This is a genomic window from Halobacillus mangrovi (assembly GCF_002097535.1).
GTDB classification, from domain to species: Bacteria; Bacillota; Bacilli; order Bacillales; family Halobacillaceae; genus Halobacillus; species Halobacillus mangrovi_A.
Genome location: NZ_CP020772.1, coordinates 3,848,655 through 3,862,500, shown reverse-complemented (window position 1 = coordinate 3,862,500; position 13,846 = coordinate 3,848,655). Strand labels below are relative to the sequence as shown.

The 13,846-nt window shown below is 41.7% G+C and carries 17 protein-coding genes (1 of these 17 running past the window's edge); 10 read left to right on the top strand and 7 right to left on the bottom strand.

Going from position 1 to position 13,846, the window contains the following annotated elements; all coding sequences use genetic code 11:
* Both rimI and tsaD read left to right on the top strand, forming a co-directional pair.
* A protein-coding gene (gene rimI / locus HM131_RS19150) for a ribosomal protein S18-alanine N-acetyltransferase (protein WP_085031282.1) crosses the window boundary here: on the top strand, window positions 1-118 show its final stretch. It extends 326 nt beyond the left edge of the window; the window shows 118 of its 444 coding nt (coding positions 327-444); the start codon falls outside the window, past its left edge; it ends in the stop codon at window positions 116-118.
* Window positions 115-1,143: a tRNA (adenosine(37)-N6)-threonylcarbamoyltransferase complex transferase subunit TsaD gene (gene tsaD, locus HM131_RS19145; protein WP_085031281.1), complete on the top strand. Its 1,029-nt coding sequence runs from the start codon at window positions 115-117 to the stop codon at window positions 1,141-1,143. The genes rimI and tsaD overlap by 4 nt, the downstream gene beginning before the upstream one ends.
* 383 nt (window positions 1,144-1,526) lie before the next feature.
* On the opposite strand, the gene HM131_RS19140 is transcribed toward tsaD, so the two are convergent.
* Window positions 1,527-3,464, bottom strand: coding sequence for an ABC-F family ATP-binding cassette domain-containing protein (locus tag HM131_RS19140; protein WP_085031280.1), 1,938 nt, complete (start codon window positions 3,462-3,464; stop codon window positions 1,527-1,529).
* 166 nt (window positions 3,465-3,630) lie between these two features.
* On the opposite strand from HM131_RS19140, the gene moaC reads away from it, so the two are divergent.
* Both moaC and HM131_RS19130 read left to right on the top strand, forming a co-directional pair.
* Window positions 3,631-4,116, top strand: coding sequence for a cyclic pyranopterin monophosphate synthase MoaC (gene moaC / locus HM131_RS19135; RefSeq protein ID WP_085031279.1), 486 nt, complete (start codon window positions 3,631-3,633; stop codon window positions 4,114-4,116).
* A 15-nt stretch (window positions 4,117-4,131) separates the two neighbouring features.
* Window positions 4,132-4,779: a redox-sensing transcriptional repressor Rex gene (locus HM131_RS19130; RefSeq protein WP_085031278.1), complete on the top strand. Its 648-nt coding sequence runs from the start codon at window positions 4,132-4,134 to the stop codon at window positions 4,777-4,779.
* Window positions 4,780-4,822: 43 nt separating this feature from the next.
* Here HM131_RS19130 and HM131_RS19125 read toward each other — a convergent pair whose 3' ends face one another.
* Window positions 4,823-5,644, bottom strand: a complete 822-nt coding sequence (locus HM131_RS19125; protein WP_085031277.1) for an SDR family oxidoreductase — start codon at window positions 5,642-5,644, stop codon at window positions 4,823-4,825.
* Window positions 5,645-5,899: 255 nt separating this feature from the next.
* Between HM131_RS19125 and HM131_RS19120 the strand changes: the two genes are divergently transcribed.
* Window positions 5,900-7,321: an MDR family MFS transporter gene (locus HM131_RS19120; RefSeq protein ID WP_085031276.1), complete on the top strand. Its 1,422-nt coding sequence runs from the start codon at window positions 5,900-5,902 to the stop codon at window positions 7,319-7,321.
* A gap of 31 nt (window positions 7,322-7,352) precedes the next feature.
* Here the strand turns inward: HM131_RS19120 and HM131_RS19115 are convergent, their stop codons facing one another.
* Together HM131_RS19115 and HM131_RS19110 are read right to left on the bottom strand one after the other, a co-directional pair.
* Window positions 7,353-7,562, bottom strand: coding sequence for a YdiK family protein (locus HM131_RS19115; RefSeq protein WP_085031275.1), 210 nt, complete (start codon window positions 7,560-7,562; stop codon window positions 7,353-7,355).
* Between the two features lies 1 nt (window position 7,563).
* Window positions 7,564-8,274: a CPBP family intramembrane glutamic endopeptidase gene (locus HM131_RS19110; protein ID WP_085031274.1), complete on the bottom strand. Its 711-nt coding sequence runs from the start codon at window positions 8,272-8,274 to the stop codon at window positions 7,564-7,566.
* A 301-nt stretch (window positions 8,275-8,575) separates the two neighbouring features.
* Here HM131_RS19110 and groES point away from each other — a divergent pair, with 301 nt between their 5' ends.
* Together groES and groL are read left to right on the top strand one after the other, a co-directional pair.
* A complete protein-coding gene (groES, locus tag HM131_RS19105) occupies window positions 8,576-8,860 on the top strand; it encodes a co-chaperone GroES (RefSeq protein ID WP_085031273.1) in 285 nt (94 codons plus the stop codon).
* A 60-nt stretch (window positions 8,861-8,920) separates the two neighbouring features.
* A complete protein-coding gene (groL, locus tag HM131_RS19100) occupies window positions 8,921-10,555 on the top strand; it encodes a chaperonin GroEL (protein ID WP_085031272.1) in 1,635 nt (544 codons plus the stop codon).
* Between the two features lie 114 nt (window positions 10,556-10,669).
* On the opposite strand, the gene HM131_RS21205 is transcribed toward groL, so the two are convergent.
* Genes HM131_RS21205 through HM131_RS19090 form a run of 3 tightly spaced genes read right to left on the bottom strand, consistent with a single transcriptional unit; the run spans window position 10,670 to window position 12,920 of the window.
* Entirely contained in the window at window positions 10,670-11,029 is a 360-nt protein-coding gene (locus HM131_RS21205) for a tyrosine-type recombinase/integrase (protein WP_269749103.1), read from the bottom strand.
* A 2-nt stretch (window positions 11,030-11,031) separates the two neighbouring features.
* The gene (locus HM131_RS19095) at window positions 11,032-11,829 is read right to left on the bottom strand and encodes a site-specific integrase (protein ID WP_269749102.1); all 798 of its coding nucleotides are present in this window, start codon (window positions 11,827-11,829) and stop codon (window positions 11,032-11,034) included.
* A 5-nt stretch (window positions 11,830-11,834) separates the two neighbouring features.
* Window positions 11,835-12,920: a hypothetical protein gene (locus HM131_RS19090; protein ID WP_085031271.1), complete on the bottom strand. Its 1,086-nt coding sequence runs from the start codon at window positions 12,918-12,920 to the stop codon at window positions 11,835-11,837.
* Between the two features lie 153 nt (window positions 12,921-13,073).
* Here HM131_RS19090 and HM131_RS19085 point away from each other — a divergent pair, with 153 nt between their 5' ends.
* Genes HM131_RS19085 through HM131_RS19075 form a run of 3 tightly spaced genes read left to right on the top strand, consistent with a single transcriptional unit; the run spans window position 13,074 to window position 13,788 of the window.
* Entirely contained in the window at window positions 13,074-13,253 is a 180-nt protein-coding gene (locus HM131_RS19085; protein WP_085031270.1) for a hypothetical protein, read from the top strand.
* Between the two features lie 16 nt (window positions 13,254-13,269).
* The gene (locus HM131_RS19080; RefSeq protein WP_232324827.1) at window positions 13,270-13,560 is read left to right on the top strand and encodes a DNA-binding protein; all 291 of its coding nucleotides are present in this window, start codon (window positions 13,270-13,272) and stop codon (window positions 13,558-13,560) included.
* A 45-nt stretch (window positions 13,561-13,605) separates the two neighbouring features.
* Window positions 13,606-13,788: a CHC2 zinc finger domain-containing protein gene (locus tag HM131_RS19075; RefSeq protein WP_085031269.1), complete on the top strand. Its 183-nt coding sequence runs from the start codon at window positions 13,606-13,608 to the stop codon at window positions 13,786-13,788.
* Window positions 13,789-13,846: the final 58 nt, after the last annotated feature.

Here is a 13,846-nt window from a genome sequence, read left to right as displayed (position 1 = left end):
CAATACTGCTGCCCAGCATATGTACCGGAAGTTCGGGCTTGTACCTGGCGGTGTACGGAAACGATATTATACGGACAACGGAGAAGATGCGTTAGTCATGTGGGTGGGATTAAAATGAGTAAAGATCAATATATTTTAGCCATTGAAACGAGCTGTGATGAAACAGCCGTGGCGATAGTAAAAAATGAGCGAGAGCTTGTCACCAATGTGGTGGCTTCGCAGATCGAGAGTCATAAGCGATTCGGTGGGGTTGTCCCTGAAATTGCTTCCAGACACCATATTGAGCAGATGACAGTAACCTTAGAAGAAGCGTTAGACGAATCAGGACTTACGATTGATGATATGGATGCTGTAGCGGTTACTGAAGGTCCTGGCCTTGTAGGAGCTTTGCTGGTTGGAGTCAATGCAGCGAAGTCGATTGCTTTTTCTAAACAGAAACCGCTTGTGGGTGTGCATCATATTGCCGGTCATATTTATGCCAATCGTTTGGAAAAAGAATTTGAGTTTCCTTTGCTAGCTTTAGTTGTCTCAGGTGGGCACACCGAACTGATTCTCATGCGTGAACATGGTAAGTTTGAAATTATCGGAGAAACGCGTGATGATGCAGCAGGTGAGGCTTATGATAAAGTAGCAAGAACTTTAAAACTGCCTTATCCAGGGGGGCCGCAAATTGATCGCTTAGCTACTGAAGGCAAGGAGACGATTGACTTTCCTCGCGCATGGCTGGAGGATGGCTCTTATGACTTTAGTTTCAGCGGATTGAAATCAGCTGTGATCAATCGACTTCACAATGCGAAGCAAAAAGGTGAAGTATTGAAAGATGAAGATGTAGCCGCTAGCTTCCAAGCTAGTGTTGTGGATGTGTTATCCACAAAAGCATATCGTGCAGCAGCGGAATATGAGGTTAAACAGATGATTGTGGCCGGTGGAGTAGCAGCCAATCGCGGGTTGCGTTCGGCTCTTGTGGAAAAGTTTGAACATTTAGACACAGAACTGCTTATTCCACCTTTACACTTATGCACAGATAATGCGGCCATGATTGCAGCTGCAGGGGCAGTAGCATTTAACCAGGGACATCGTGCTGGATGGGATTTAAACGCCAATCCAGGCCTGGATTTAGAGAAATATGGTCAAAGATCGTGATTAAGAAAGCTTTTCTCCTAATTGTGGAGAAAAGCTTTTTTTATGAACAGTTGTCTAGCTATAGTGCCTATCTTATCGTGATCATAAATAAGGGATTTTCACTTTTCTTAATATAGTTATACACAATTGTATATTTATTCAGTGGATAACTTTTATTAAGCCTATGAAAATTTGTAAAGAAATCGTTAACAAAAATGTGGATAACTCTGTTGGTAAGTGTGGATAATGTGTATAAACCTGTTGGGAACTATAATAACCGTCTTTACACGTTGATAACATTGTGGATAGTAAAATCCCGTTCATACATTTCTATACAAAGGAAATTAGCAAAAAAAGCCACCTCAGGTCATCCAGAATCTGGATGACCTGAGGTGTGTGTACTTTTACTCTTCATGCAGGGATTCCCATTCTTCCATGAGGGCTTCGATGCGCTCCTGGTATTGGGTGTTGGCTTCAGTCAGTTCTAATGATTTCTCGTGATCTTGATAGATTTCTGGATCGCACAGTAACTCGTCATTTTTTTCAAGCTCGGCTTCCAGCTGTTCAATCTCTTCTTCAATTTCTGCGATGCGTCGGTTTTTCTTACGCTCCTCGCGTTTTGCCGCTTTATCTTGCTGGAAGCTGTTCTTCTGCTGAACCTCTTGTTTGGCAGGTTCATTTTTCAGGCGTTCAGCTTCTTCAATTTGCTGAAGCTCGTATTCCTCTTGTTTCTTTTCAGCATAATAGTCATAATCACCAAGGTACAGTTTTGTTTCTCCTGGCAGCATTTCAACAATTTGTGTGGCGATTTTGTTAATAAAGTAGCGGTCGTGAGAGACAAAGATTAATGTTCCTGGGTAATCCACAAGCGCTGCTTCCAACACTTCCTTACTATCTAAGTCCAAATGGTTGGTCGGTTCGTCCAAAATTAAGAAATTCGCTTCCTGCATCATCAGCTTCGCAAGGGACAGGCGCGCTTTCTCGCCTCCGCTTAAAGCAGATACGGGTTTCAAGACATCTTCTCCAGAGAAGAGAAAGTTGCCTAATATCGTACGAATATCTTTCTCATTTTTCATCGGATAGTCGTCCCAGAGCTCTTGAAGAACGGTTTTCTTCGAGTCCAGTTTAGTCTGCTCCTGATCGTAATAACCAATTTGTACGTTGGTTCCGATCATCTTTTCTCCTTTGGAGCCTTCAAGTTCTCCGATGAGTGTCTTCAGTAACGTAGTTTTACCAACTCCGTTCGGTCCGACAAGTGCTATAGAATCCCCACGGGTCACTTCGAGGGAGAGGTTTTCGAACAAGTAAGGCGAATCGGGTTCGTAACGAAAGCCGTAGTCACGCAGTCTCAACACATCATTGCCGCTTCTTTTAGCTACTTGGAAACTGAATTTCGCAGACAGGTTGTCGTCCTTCGGTTTGTCGATGCGCTCCATTTTCTCTAACTGTTTCCTGCGGCTTTGCGCCCGTTTACTTGTTGTGGCACGGACAATGTTTTTCTGGATAAAGTCTTCCATCTTTTTGATTTCTTCCTGCTGTTTCTCGAATCGTTTCATCTCGATTTCAAAATCGGCTTCTTTCTTTTTCAAATAATCACTGTAGTTGCCGTGATATTTTTTCGAAGATTGAAAAGCGATTTCGTAAACGGTATTTACGATTTTGTCGAGGAAATAACGGTCGTGGGAGACGATAACGACAGCTCCTGCGTACCCTTGCAAGTAGCCTTCAAGCCAGGAGAGTGTGTCGATATCCAGGTGGTTGGTCGGTTCGTCGAGAATCAAGACATCTGGTTTAGTCAAAAGCAGCTTACCTAGCGCAAGCCTTGTTTTTTGGCCGCCACTTAGAGATGTGATCGGAGTATTCCAATCAAAATCCTTGAAGTTAAGACCATTTAGGACAGCTTTGATGTCAGTTTCGTACTGGTAACCACCTGCTGTTTTAAAATATTCCTGCTTGCGGTCATACTCTGTGAGAAGCTGCTGGTACTTGTCTCTATCTTCAAGCAAATCAGGGTCCGCCATCTTAGTTTCCATAGACCGCAGTTCTTTTTCCAAGTCTTTCAGATGGGTAAATACGTTCTCCATTTCATTCCAGATCGTCTCTTCGGATTGGAGACCTGTATTTTGAGCAAGATAACCGACTGTTGTTTCTTTCGGTTTGAAAATGTCGCCGGAGTCGTAGCTCATTTCCCCGGCCATCATTTTAAGTAACGTTGATTTTCCAGCGCCATTACGTCCGACAATGGCAATCCGATCATTCATTTGTACTTCTAATTTAATATTCGATAAAATCAACTCCGCACCAAAACGCTTCGTCAATTGATTCAGTTGCATGAGAATCATGTCGTTTCACCTCAATGAAATAAGTGTATCTTATATTGGATTCTTCTAGCAAGACAATGGCTTTAAAGTTTGTGAAATCTTTAACGACTAACGTTTGATTTTTTGGTAGAATAAGAGTAGTGTAGCAATCAGGAAGTTTGTGAAAACCGTAAAGAGGAGACGTTTCATGTCAGAGTTCACACATTTTAACGAACAAGGCCGTGCACGAATGGTGGATATCTCTGAAAAAGGGGAAACGGCGCGTACAGCTGTTGCCCACTCAAGTGTCCAGGTAAATGAAGAGATTTATTATAAAGTAACCCATAAAGAGATGGCTAAAGGGGATGTGCTTGCCGTTGCCCAGGTAGCCGGTATTATGGCAGCGAAAAAGACGTCTGACTGGATTCCTATGTGTCATCCACTATCACTAAAGGGGATTGACGTATCGTTTGATTGGGAAACAGATGAAGCTTATACGTTACACATCGAAGTAGAAGTGAAGACTAAGGGAAGCACAGGCGTAGAAATGGAAGCGCTAACGGCGGCTTCTGCGACGGCTCTCACCGTCTATGATATGTGTAAAGCACTGGATAAAGGAATGATCATCGGTCCGACTTACCTTTTGGAAAAAACAGGAGGTAAAAGTGGGGATTACCAACGGGTCGATCGGTAAAGGAGGCAGAAATCCATGGATTTGGAACATACAAAAATACCTCAAGCGACAGCGAAGCGATTGCCGTTGTACTATCGCTTTCTGAACAATTTGCACAGCCAGGGAAAACTGCGTGTATCCTCTAAAGAATTGAGTGATGCGGTCAAAGTCGATTCTGCGACGATCCGCAGAGACTTTTCCTACTTTGGAGCCCTCGGAAAAAAAGGGTATGGCTACAACGTCGAGTATTTGCTGTCCTTTTTCAGAAAGACGCTCGATCAGGATGAGACAACAAGCGTTGCGCTGATCGGGGTCGGAAACCTGGGAACAGCATTCTTAAATTATAATTTCACGAAAAACAATAATACGAAGATCGAAATAGCGTTTGACGCAAGCCGTGAGCGCGTCGGCACTGAAGTCGGAGGCGTACGTGTCGAGCATATCGATGATCTCGAAGAGAAGATGGGAGATCTAACGGTTGCGATTCTTACGGTACCCGCATCAGAAGCACAGGGCATTGCCGATCGCCTGGTGGAAGCGGGAATTTCGGGGATTTTAAACTTCACACCGGCCCGGATTTCTGTCCCCTCGAACGTTCGTGTACATCACATTGACCTGGCCATCGAACTTCAGGCGCTCGTCTATTTCTTAAAACATTACCCATTAGATGAAATGGAAGAATAAAAGAAAGAGGATGCCGTTATCAAGCGGCATCCTCTTTTTACTCTTATTTCGTGTTTTCTTTCCAGCTTTTATTGATCAGCATTTTACCAGGCCATGTGTAAGCCATGATACCTCCGTCGACAGCGATATCTTCGCCTGTCACATAGGAACTTTCATCAGAAGCTAAGAAAAGAGCAACACTGGCTACTTCTTCAGGACTTCCTAAACGTCCCATTGGTGTGACCCATTTCTGAGCTTCGCGAAACTCCTGTCCTTCTTCTTGTTCCTTCGTCCCCGCAAGTTCATCGACTAGCGGCGTCTCAATCGTTCCTGGTGCAATGGAGTTCACACGGATCCCTTCGCGTGCATAATCAATCGCCATCGCTTTTGTAAAATTGGTAATGCCGCCTTTGGCCGCATTGTAGCCGGAGCGGTCCAAGTCAGCTGCGCGTCCAGACATTGAGGACGTATTAATGATCGAACCTCCTTGTTCCATCATTAATGGAAGAAGGAACTTACTTGTTAAAAAAGTGCCGCGCAAATCGACGGCAATGATCCGGTCAAAAAGGTCTACCGGGTACTCGTGCACTTTTCCCCCTTCTTCATCGATGCCGGCGTTGTTGAATAAGACATCGATCTTGCCGTATTTATCATTGAGGTAATCCGCAAATTCGGATACACTTTCTTCTTTGGATACATCTAAGGAATAAAACTCTGCTTGTCCACCATCATTTATCACTTCATCGACCGTCTGCTTTACATCTTCCTCGTTGACATCTGCACAAACGACCGTTGCCCCTTCTTTCGCATATAGTTTCACTGTAGCTGCTCCGATCCCTGTAGCGGAACCTGTGACGACAGCCACTTTATTATCTAATCGTCCCATTATAAAACGACCTCCTTGTGTGTTCGTAGGTGAAGTACCCGCTTCAGGACCAGTTGTAAACATGTGGAATTGTAGTTAAACGGTTACAATAGAGGGGTTTGCATAGGAAGAAACCCTTTCCATTCCTACTGCTCCAATTAATAGCGAAAAAAGTAAAAAAAGATCGAATGGAATGGGCAGGATGATGGTTAATCAAAAACAGTGGTGGTATAGTAAAGAATAGTTCGTGTATCGAAGGAAAGTGAGGGATCTTGCATGAGCAAACTTCCGAATAAATGGCTGGTCGTCGTTTCTGTGCTTTTCGGAACGTTTACCGTCATTTTAAATAATAGTATGCTGAACCCGATCTTGCCGCGATTTATTGAAATTTTTGATTCAAATGCGGTAGCCGTTGGCTGGATCCTGACCATTTTTATGGTTTCAATGGGAATGACAATGCCGCTTACCGGTTATTTTGGTGATCGGTTTGGTAAGAAAAAGGTGTATTTAGCTGGATTGGCTATTTTCATTGGGGGATCCATCATGGGATTCTTCTCAGGGTCCTTAGGCATGGTCATCCTATCCCGTGCCGTTCAGGGAATGGCTGGTGGATTGATGATGCCGATTGCGATGGCCTTGATTTTCAATTCATTCCCGCGCTATGAACGCGGATTAGCAGTTGGAGTATACGGCGTTGCGGCTATGGTCGCCCCCGCTGTCGGACCGACAATCGGCGGGTTTTTGATACAATATTTTGACTGGCCGTGGCTATTCGCCTTTAATATACCATTTGGGCTTACTGGACTCATTTTATCAACGAAATTTTTAGAACCGACAGAAACGGATCCGAATAAGAAATTCGATCTAATTGGTTTTATTATTGTGACTTCTGGTATCGGAGCTGTGCTGTTTGCCTTAGGACGCGGCCGAAACATTGACAGCCTGTTTGATACGTTGAACATTCTGCTGATCATTGGTGGTATATTGGCTCTTGTACTCTTTGTATGGTACGAAAACCGTCAGGACGATCCGTTATTGAACCTATCCGTATTTAAGGTACCGACCTATTCGGTTTCGATTGTCGTAACATCTGCGGCATCGATCGGTTTGTTTTCAGGAATTTTCCTGCTTCCGTTACTCATTCAAAATGTGTATGGACTGAATGAAGTCATGACAGGGCTGTTATTCCTGCCTGCTGCAGCAGCTAGCGGGATCTTCATGTCCATTGGCGGAAGGATCCTTGATAAAAAAGGACCGAAGTATGTTGTACCGCCTGGTCTTACGATTATGGCAGCGGCAACGCTCGGGTTAAGTTTCTTGAACTTATCAACGCCTTATTGGCTGATTTTATTGTTAAACACGATCCGCGGGCTTGGTATGGGAATGGGAAACATGCCGGCAACAACATCCGGAATGAATGCCATTCCTGAGCATTTAGTCGCGCAAGGGTCTGCGATGAATAATATCATCCGCCAGATTTCCTCATCACTCGGTATCGTCTTTTTCTCGATTTATTATGAAGTAAGACGGGCTCAAGTATCTGCTGCTCCTGACATGGATATGCAGGCGGCAACGCTGCAGACTTTAAATGAAGCGTTTTTCGTGTCAGCGATCGTCTTGCTGATTGCTTTGCCGTTCTCATTCATTTTAAAAGGTGTGCAGGAGGATGAGGAAGAAGGAACTGAAAAAGAAGCATAAATAAAAACGCAGGAGGCAGCTCCTGCGTTTTTTATGGCTTTTTTTTGTCTTTAGACTTCTGAATGCGACGCTGCAGGTTGACGAGGCGAATCGCCACAGCAATGTTGAAGGTAGCAATGATTGACAACAGGATCGTAATAGCGTTCCAAATCGTGTCCTCCACGGCCTGCGCAGCAATGTACGTAAATGCAACGCCCATTCCAAAGTAGAGAAACGCCATAAATAGGGGGGAAGTTCTCATATTACAAAATGCCTCCAATAAAAATGGTCTCCAATTGTTCCTGCATCCGCCGAATATCCTCTTCATCCAGAAAGTACTGCGTAACGACAACAAACGAGTTCATCGCCATGTGAGCCACGATTGGTGTAATAATTCGTTTAGTTTTGACATATAGGAAGGCGAATACCACTCCCATGGAGAAGTAGACTAACATGTGCTTAAAGTCAAAGTGGAACGCACCGAAGATGAGTGCGGAAAAGAGCACCGCGATCCAGAAATTCGTTCGCTTATAAATGGAACCGAAGATGACTTTACGGAAAATGATCTCTTCAGTGATTGGAGCAAATACGACCGGCAGTAGAATGAAAAGCGGCGATTCACGCGCAATCTCCATTAATCCCATCGTATTTTCTGACCCTGGAGGAATTCCGAATACATTTGACTCGATCGCAGCGGCGAGCCCCTGGGCAAATAAGGCAAGAAACACACCAGCAATCGACCAGAGGATAACTCCGCCGGCTCCAGAGGCGTCCCGGCTCATGGAGACTTCCTTTATGTCAGGTTTCAGTAAAAGCAAAATGATAATCGTTGCAATGGTAAAGCTGAGCACAGACCAAACCGCGATGGCATCGAAATTACTTAATCCGAATTCTTTCGCAATCGGAACACCGATGAGCGCGGAAAGCTGCGTAATTACATATGTCATGATGATATACCAATAACGCTTCGGCAAAACACTCACGTCCTTCTATATAGGTAGATACAAAATCTGCGGATGGAGACTGTACCATTCCGCAGGATAAACTCATTTATTAAGGATACTTTATGTATTTTATCATAGTTTTAAAACCACTAGTAAGTGTAACGGTTTGATGTGAAATTTTTGTCGAAAAAATAGTAGGGAAATTATCAGTTTTCTACTTGAAAAACGAATGTGAATTGATTATGATAAGAATTGTGTTAGCACTCAGTAACAACGAGTGCTAATAAACGACAAAAAATTGAAACTAACCTTATCAAGGAGGGTGTCCTAATTGTTAAAGCCACTTGGTGATCGTATTGTTATTGAACTAGTTGAAGAAGAGCAGACTACTGCGAGCGGAATCGTACTACCTGATTCTGCGAAAGAAAAGCCGCAGGAAGGTAAAGTCGTTGCAGTAGGTACTGGCCGCGTGACAGACAACGGGGAGAAAGTTGCTTTGGAAGTCGCACAAGGCGACCGCGTCATCTACTCTAAATTCGCTGGTACAGAAGTGAAGTATGAAGGCAACGAATACTTGATTCTTCGTGAATCAGACGTATTGGCTGTCATTCAATAAGCCTCTACCAAAAATACTTATAAATGAATCGATACGATATTAATAAGGAGGGCATTTTTAATGGCTAAAGAAATTAAGTTTAGTGAAGACGCACGCCGCGCGATGCTTCGTGGTGTCGATACATTAGCAAATGCAGTAAAAGTAACGCTAGGACCAAAAGGACGTAACGTTGTTCTAGATAAAAAATTCGGTTCTCCACTGATCACTAATGACGGTGTGACGATCGCAAAAGAAATCGAACTTGAAGACCACTTCGAAAACATGGGTGCACAACTTGTATCTGAAGTGGCGTCTAAAACAAACGACGTGGCTGGTGACGGTACAACAACAGCAACAGTTCTTGCCCAAGCGATGATCCGTGAAGGTCTTAAAAATGTAACATCTGGTGCGAACCCAGTAGGTATCCGTCGCGGTATTGAACAAGCGACAGCTGTAGCAACAGAAGAACTACGTAAGATTTCTAAACCAATCGAAGGCCGTGAGTCTATTTCTCAGGTTGCTTCCATCTCTGCTTCTGACAAAGAAGTTGGACAGCTTATCGCTGAAGCGATGGAGCGCGTTGGAAACGACGGCGTTATCACAATCGAAGAATCTAAAGGATTCAACACTGAGCTAGAAGTGGTTGAAGGTATGCAGTTCGACCGCGGATATGCTTCTCCTTACATGGTTACTGACCAAGATAAAATGGAAGCGGTTCTTGAAGATCCATACATCCTAATCACTGACAAGAAGATCAACAACATTCAAGAAGTTCTTCCTGTCCTTGAACAAGTGGTACAACAATCCAAGCCTCTACTATTGATCTCAGAAGACGTAGAAGGTGAAGCCCTTGCAACGCTAGTTGTGAACAAACTACGCGGTACATTCAACGCTGTAGCGGTTAAAGCTCCAGGATTCGGTGACCGTCGTAAAGCAATGCTTGAAGACATTGCAACACTCACTGGCGGTCAAGTAATTACAGAAGACCTGGGTCTTGAGCTGAAAAATGCTACAATCGATCAGCTTGGACGTGCGTCTAAAGCAGTTATTACAAAAGAAAACACTACAATCGTTGAAGGTGCCGGACAACCTGACCAAATTGCTTCCCGCGTAGCTCAAATCCGTGCACAAGCAGAAGAAACAACTTCTGAATTCGACAAAGAAAAACTACAAGAGCGCCTTGCAAAACTTTCTGGCGGCGTAGCTGTCATTAAAGTCGGCGCAGCAACAGAAACAGAATTGAAAGAGCGTAAACTACGCATCGAAGACGCCCTGAACTCTACTCGAGCAGCGGTAGAAGAAGGAATTGTCGCTGGTGGTGGTACAGCTCTAGTCAATATCCTGCACGCTGTTGAATCTCTTGAGCTTTCTGACGATGAAGCAACAGGTGCTTCCATTGTGCTTCGCGCACTAGAAGAGCCAGTTCGCCAAATCGTTCACAACGCTGGTCTTGAAGGATCCATCATCGTTGAGCGTCTGAAAGGCGAAGAAGTCGGCGTAGGATTCAACGCAGCAACTGGCGAGTGGGTAAACATGGTCGACAGTGGTATCGTTGACCCAACAAAAGTTACTCGTTCCGCACTTCAAAACGCAGCTTCCGTAGCAGCTATGTTCCTAACAACTGAAGCGGTAGTCGCTGATCTTCCTGAAGAAGATAATGCTGGCGGCGGCATGCCTGACATGGGTGGCATGGGCGGAATGGGCGGCATGATGTAATCTGCCTCCTTAACGCCTGATATATAAGGGGTTCTATGAGAATCGTGAGGAAATGCTCATATATTTGCTCATTGAAGAGTTTTTAAGAGCCATTTTCAAATAAAGCTTTACCTATTAGAGAAGGCCTTTCATCAGTTTGCTGAACTGTTGGGAGGCCTTTTCTTCCATGTTTGCAGTCATATGAGCATAAATGTTCATCGTAGTGTTAATGTCTGTATGACCTAACCTTTGTTGAATTTCCTTAATACCTACCCCCGCTTCAATAAGAAGTGATGTATGTGTATGTCTGAAAGAATGAGGTGTGATATTCCTATTAATATCTGCTTTTTTTAATAAGCGCTTTAAGCGCGTTTCGACTACTTTCCTTAATTGAGGATGTCCGTCATTTCGTGCAAAGATAAACAGATTATCTTTATATAATGGTCCTTGTTGGAATTTGATTTCCTTCTGTTTCATTTGATGCCGTTGTAACATTTTTACGATCGATCTATTCGTATGGAACGGATTGAACCTGAGGTCTTTGGTGTTAACAATTCATACTCTTTTATATTATTTGTAGGGTTGTAAATAGTCTTGGTGACACGTAAGGAATTATTCTCAGGCGAGAAATCTGACCACTTGAGTGCAAGTAATTCTCCTATTCGTAAACCGGTATAAGAAAGAGTTGTAAAGATAAGTGAGTCCATTTCTAACCCATCTGACTCTGATAGGCGCAAAAATTTAGCAAGCTCTTCTTTTTCTAAAAACTTTATTTCTTCATCTTGATTTTCAATATCCTCTACTTTTACTTTGGGTTTAGGTAATTTTACATTTTCGGTAGGGTTCAACTTCAAAATCCCTATTTCTACTGCATAAGCAAATATCATTCTGCCACAGGCATGTATACCACTGACATAGTTTCGGCTATATTTTTCAGCTAATTTAACTATGACTTCATGGTAGTTTTGTTTAGTGATTTTGTTCAATGAATATGGGCCCCAGACTGAAATGAAATGATTCATTTCTTTTTTACGAGCTCTTACGCTACTAGTTTTAGCATTTTGACCATATACTTTTATCCATTCTTGAGTAAATGCTTCGAAATTGATTCTACTTTCATTTACATATGTTCCCTTCTCAATTTCCTCTTCCAACTTCCTTGCAGCAGATTTAGCTTCTTTACTGGTATTAAATCCTGATTTAGTTTTCTGTTTTTGTCTTTTTGTTAATGGATCAATACCTACTGAAACTGTATAAGACCATTTCCCATTTTTCCTTTTTCGAATATATGCCATGAATATTAACTCCCTCCTTGTTTTTTTCTTAATCTTTTTTGACGTTGATTGTACGTGTTTTCACACGTACTTCTTTTCCTACCAGGCAACGGAGAGCAAAACCTCTGTGATGCATGTCTAGGTTCAAATAGATCGCCACAATTTAAGCACACTTTAAATTTTTGTTCTTTAAATATAGCCTGTTTCAGTTGGTAGGATGCTACTTCTACTAGGTTATTAAAACTAATTGCTGGAACGATTTTGCCATCAATAAATCTTGTAGATGTTCTTCCGCTATCAAGCTCTTTTAACTTTAAATTTAAGTAAGCGAGAGCTATTGTCTTTTCAGATTCACTTTTAACTTTCGACCAAACACCAGAAATTTCTGTTGCTTTTTCATTAAGTTTTATCAGTTTGTCTGGATGTTTTTTGTAATCTTCTAAAATAGCCTCTATTTCACCTCCTTTATTTGTTAATTCAGCGTTAGTAAGTACAATATCAGCAAATTCTTCGAGTGTGAGTTCTTCCTTATGAAGGTTTCTGATTTGAGCGATGAAGTCTACTTCAAGCTTCATTCTTGCATTAATCTTTCTAATTTCTTCAAATTCACCCTGCGATATGTCATGCCACATTTTGAAGGCACTTTTAAATTCAACTAATTTTTCATAGAAAAGAAATACATCCATTTCTACTAGAAACTTTTCAGAGGTGTTTTTCTTGAAAAGAGTGGAGTCTACATACCCCTGTTCATTGAAGTACATGTGAAATGGTATTCCATAGTTATCGATAAATCTCCTCAATGATTTCTCATTGAAAAATTTTATTTTATGCATCTCGCTATATAACTCAGGTGTATCAATTAATGGATCATAAGAAGACTGTTTATTATCCTCATCTATATACTTTGTTATTTCCTCGGGAGTCACATGGACTCTTCTGATCAAACTATTTAGGTTTTTATAATTGTTATTTGTATGGCTGTTAATGTTCTTTAAAAGAATTAGGTAATAATTTGTAAGTGCTTGGTTCGTTACTTTATTAAAATCTTCTATTTGATACTCATCAGTCAATATAAAATCCGATAAGCAATATTGGTAGTGTAGATAATTCATTTTTAGCCTCACTTTTGTACCGCGTAAAAGTACGGTTAAAACGTTGTATTTTTGGTTGCTCTTAACTATATAGGTGTTTAATATGTATATTGTAACACCACTACCTCATAAATATCCATTATTATGTGGTACAAAAGGGATTGGAGGTGTCATATGAAGACGAACGCTGAAATTCGTTTAGCTATTAATAATTCAGGCTTCTTTACATGGGAAATTGCTCAAAAATTAGATGTCCATGAAAACACATTCTATCGATGGATGAGAACTGAAATGACCGATGAGAAAAAGCAAATGATTATCAAAGCTATTGATGAGGTAACTGAGGACGAATGATAGGAGGGGTTAAGTAGTGAATGAGGAATCATTAATCAAACTCTATTTAAATGAAGATGAGTTAAAAGCAATGTATCTTGAAGAAGTTCAAAAGCATCTTGAAAGTTTTGAGATGGAAGTTATGCTCATGAATAGTAAACAATTAAAACAATTATTAAATCTATCTTGGCCAACTATTGAAAAAGTATTTTTGGTTGACCCCAATTTTCCAAGTATTCGTATAGGGAATAAGTGGGCTTTCAATAGAAGGGAAGTTCAAAAATATATTGATCGTTGGTCTAAAAACACACGTGAAAAAGAGGAGTAATCGACTTATATTAATTTAAACTTAATCAATAGGAGGAATGATTTTATGTCAATAATTGACCACATCTTAGATACCGTTTCAATCACGGATGCACTAGAGCGGTATGAAAATGTAAGCTTCGTCAATCCTAAATCACAAAGAAAAAGATTCAACATCCGTTGTCCATACCACAATGACAGAAATCCAAGCTTCACAGTTTATACAGAGACGAATACATTTCGGTGTTGAAAGGGCTGTAACCATGGGAAACCAGGCAATGTAATCAATGTTGTACAACTTTCACTTA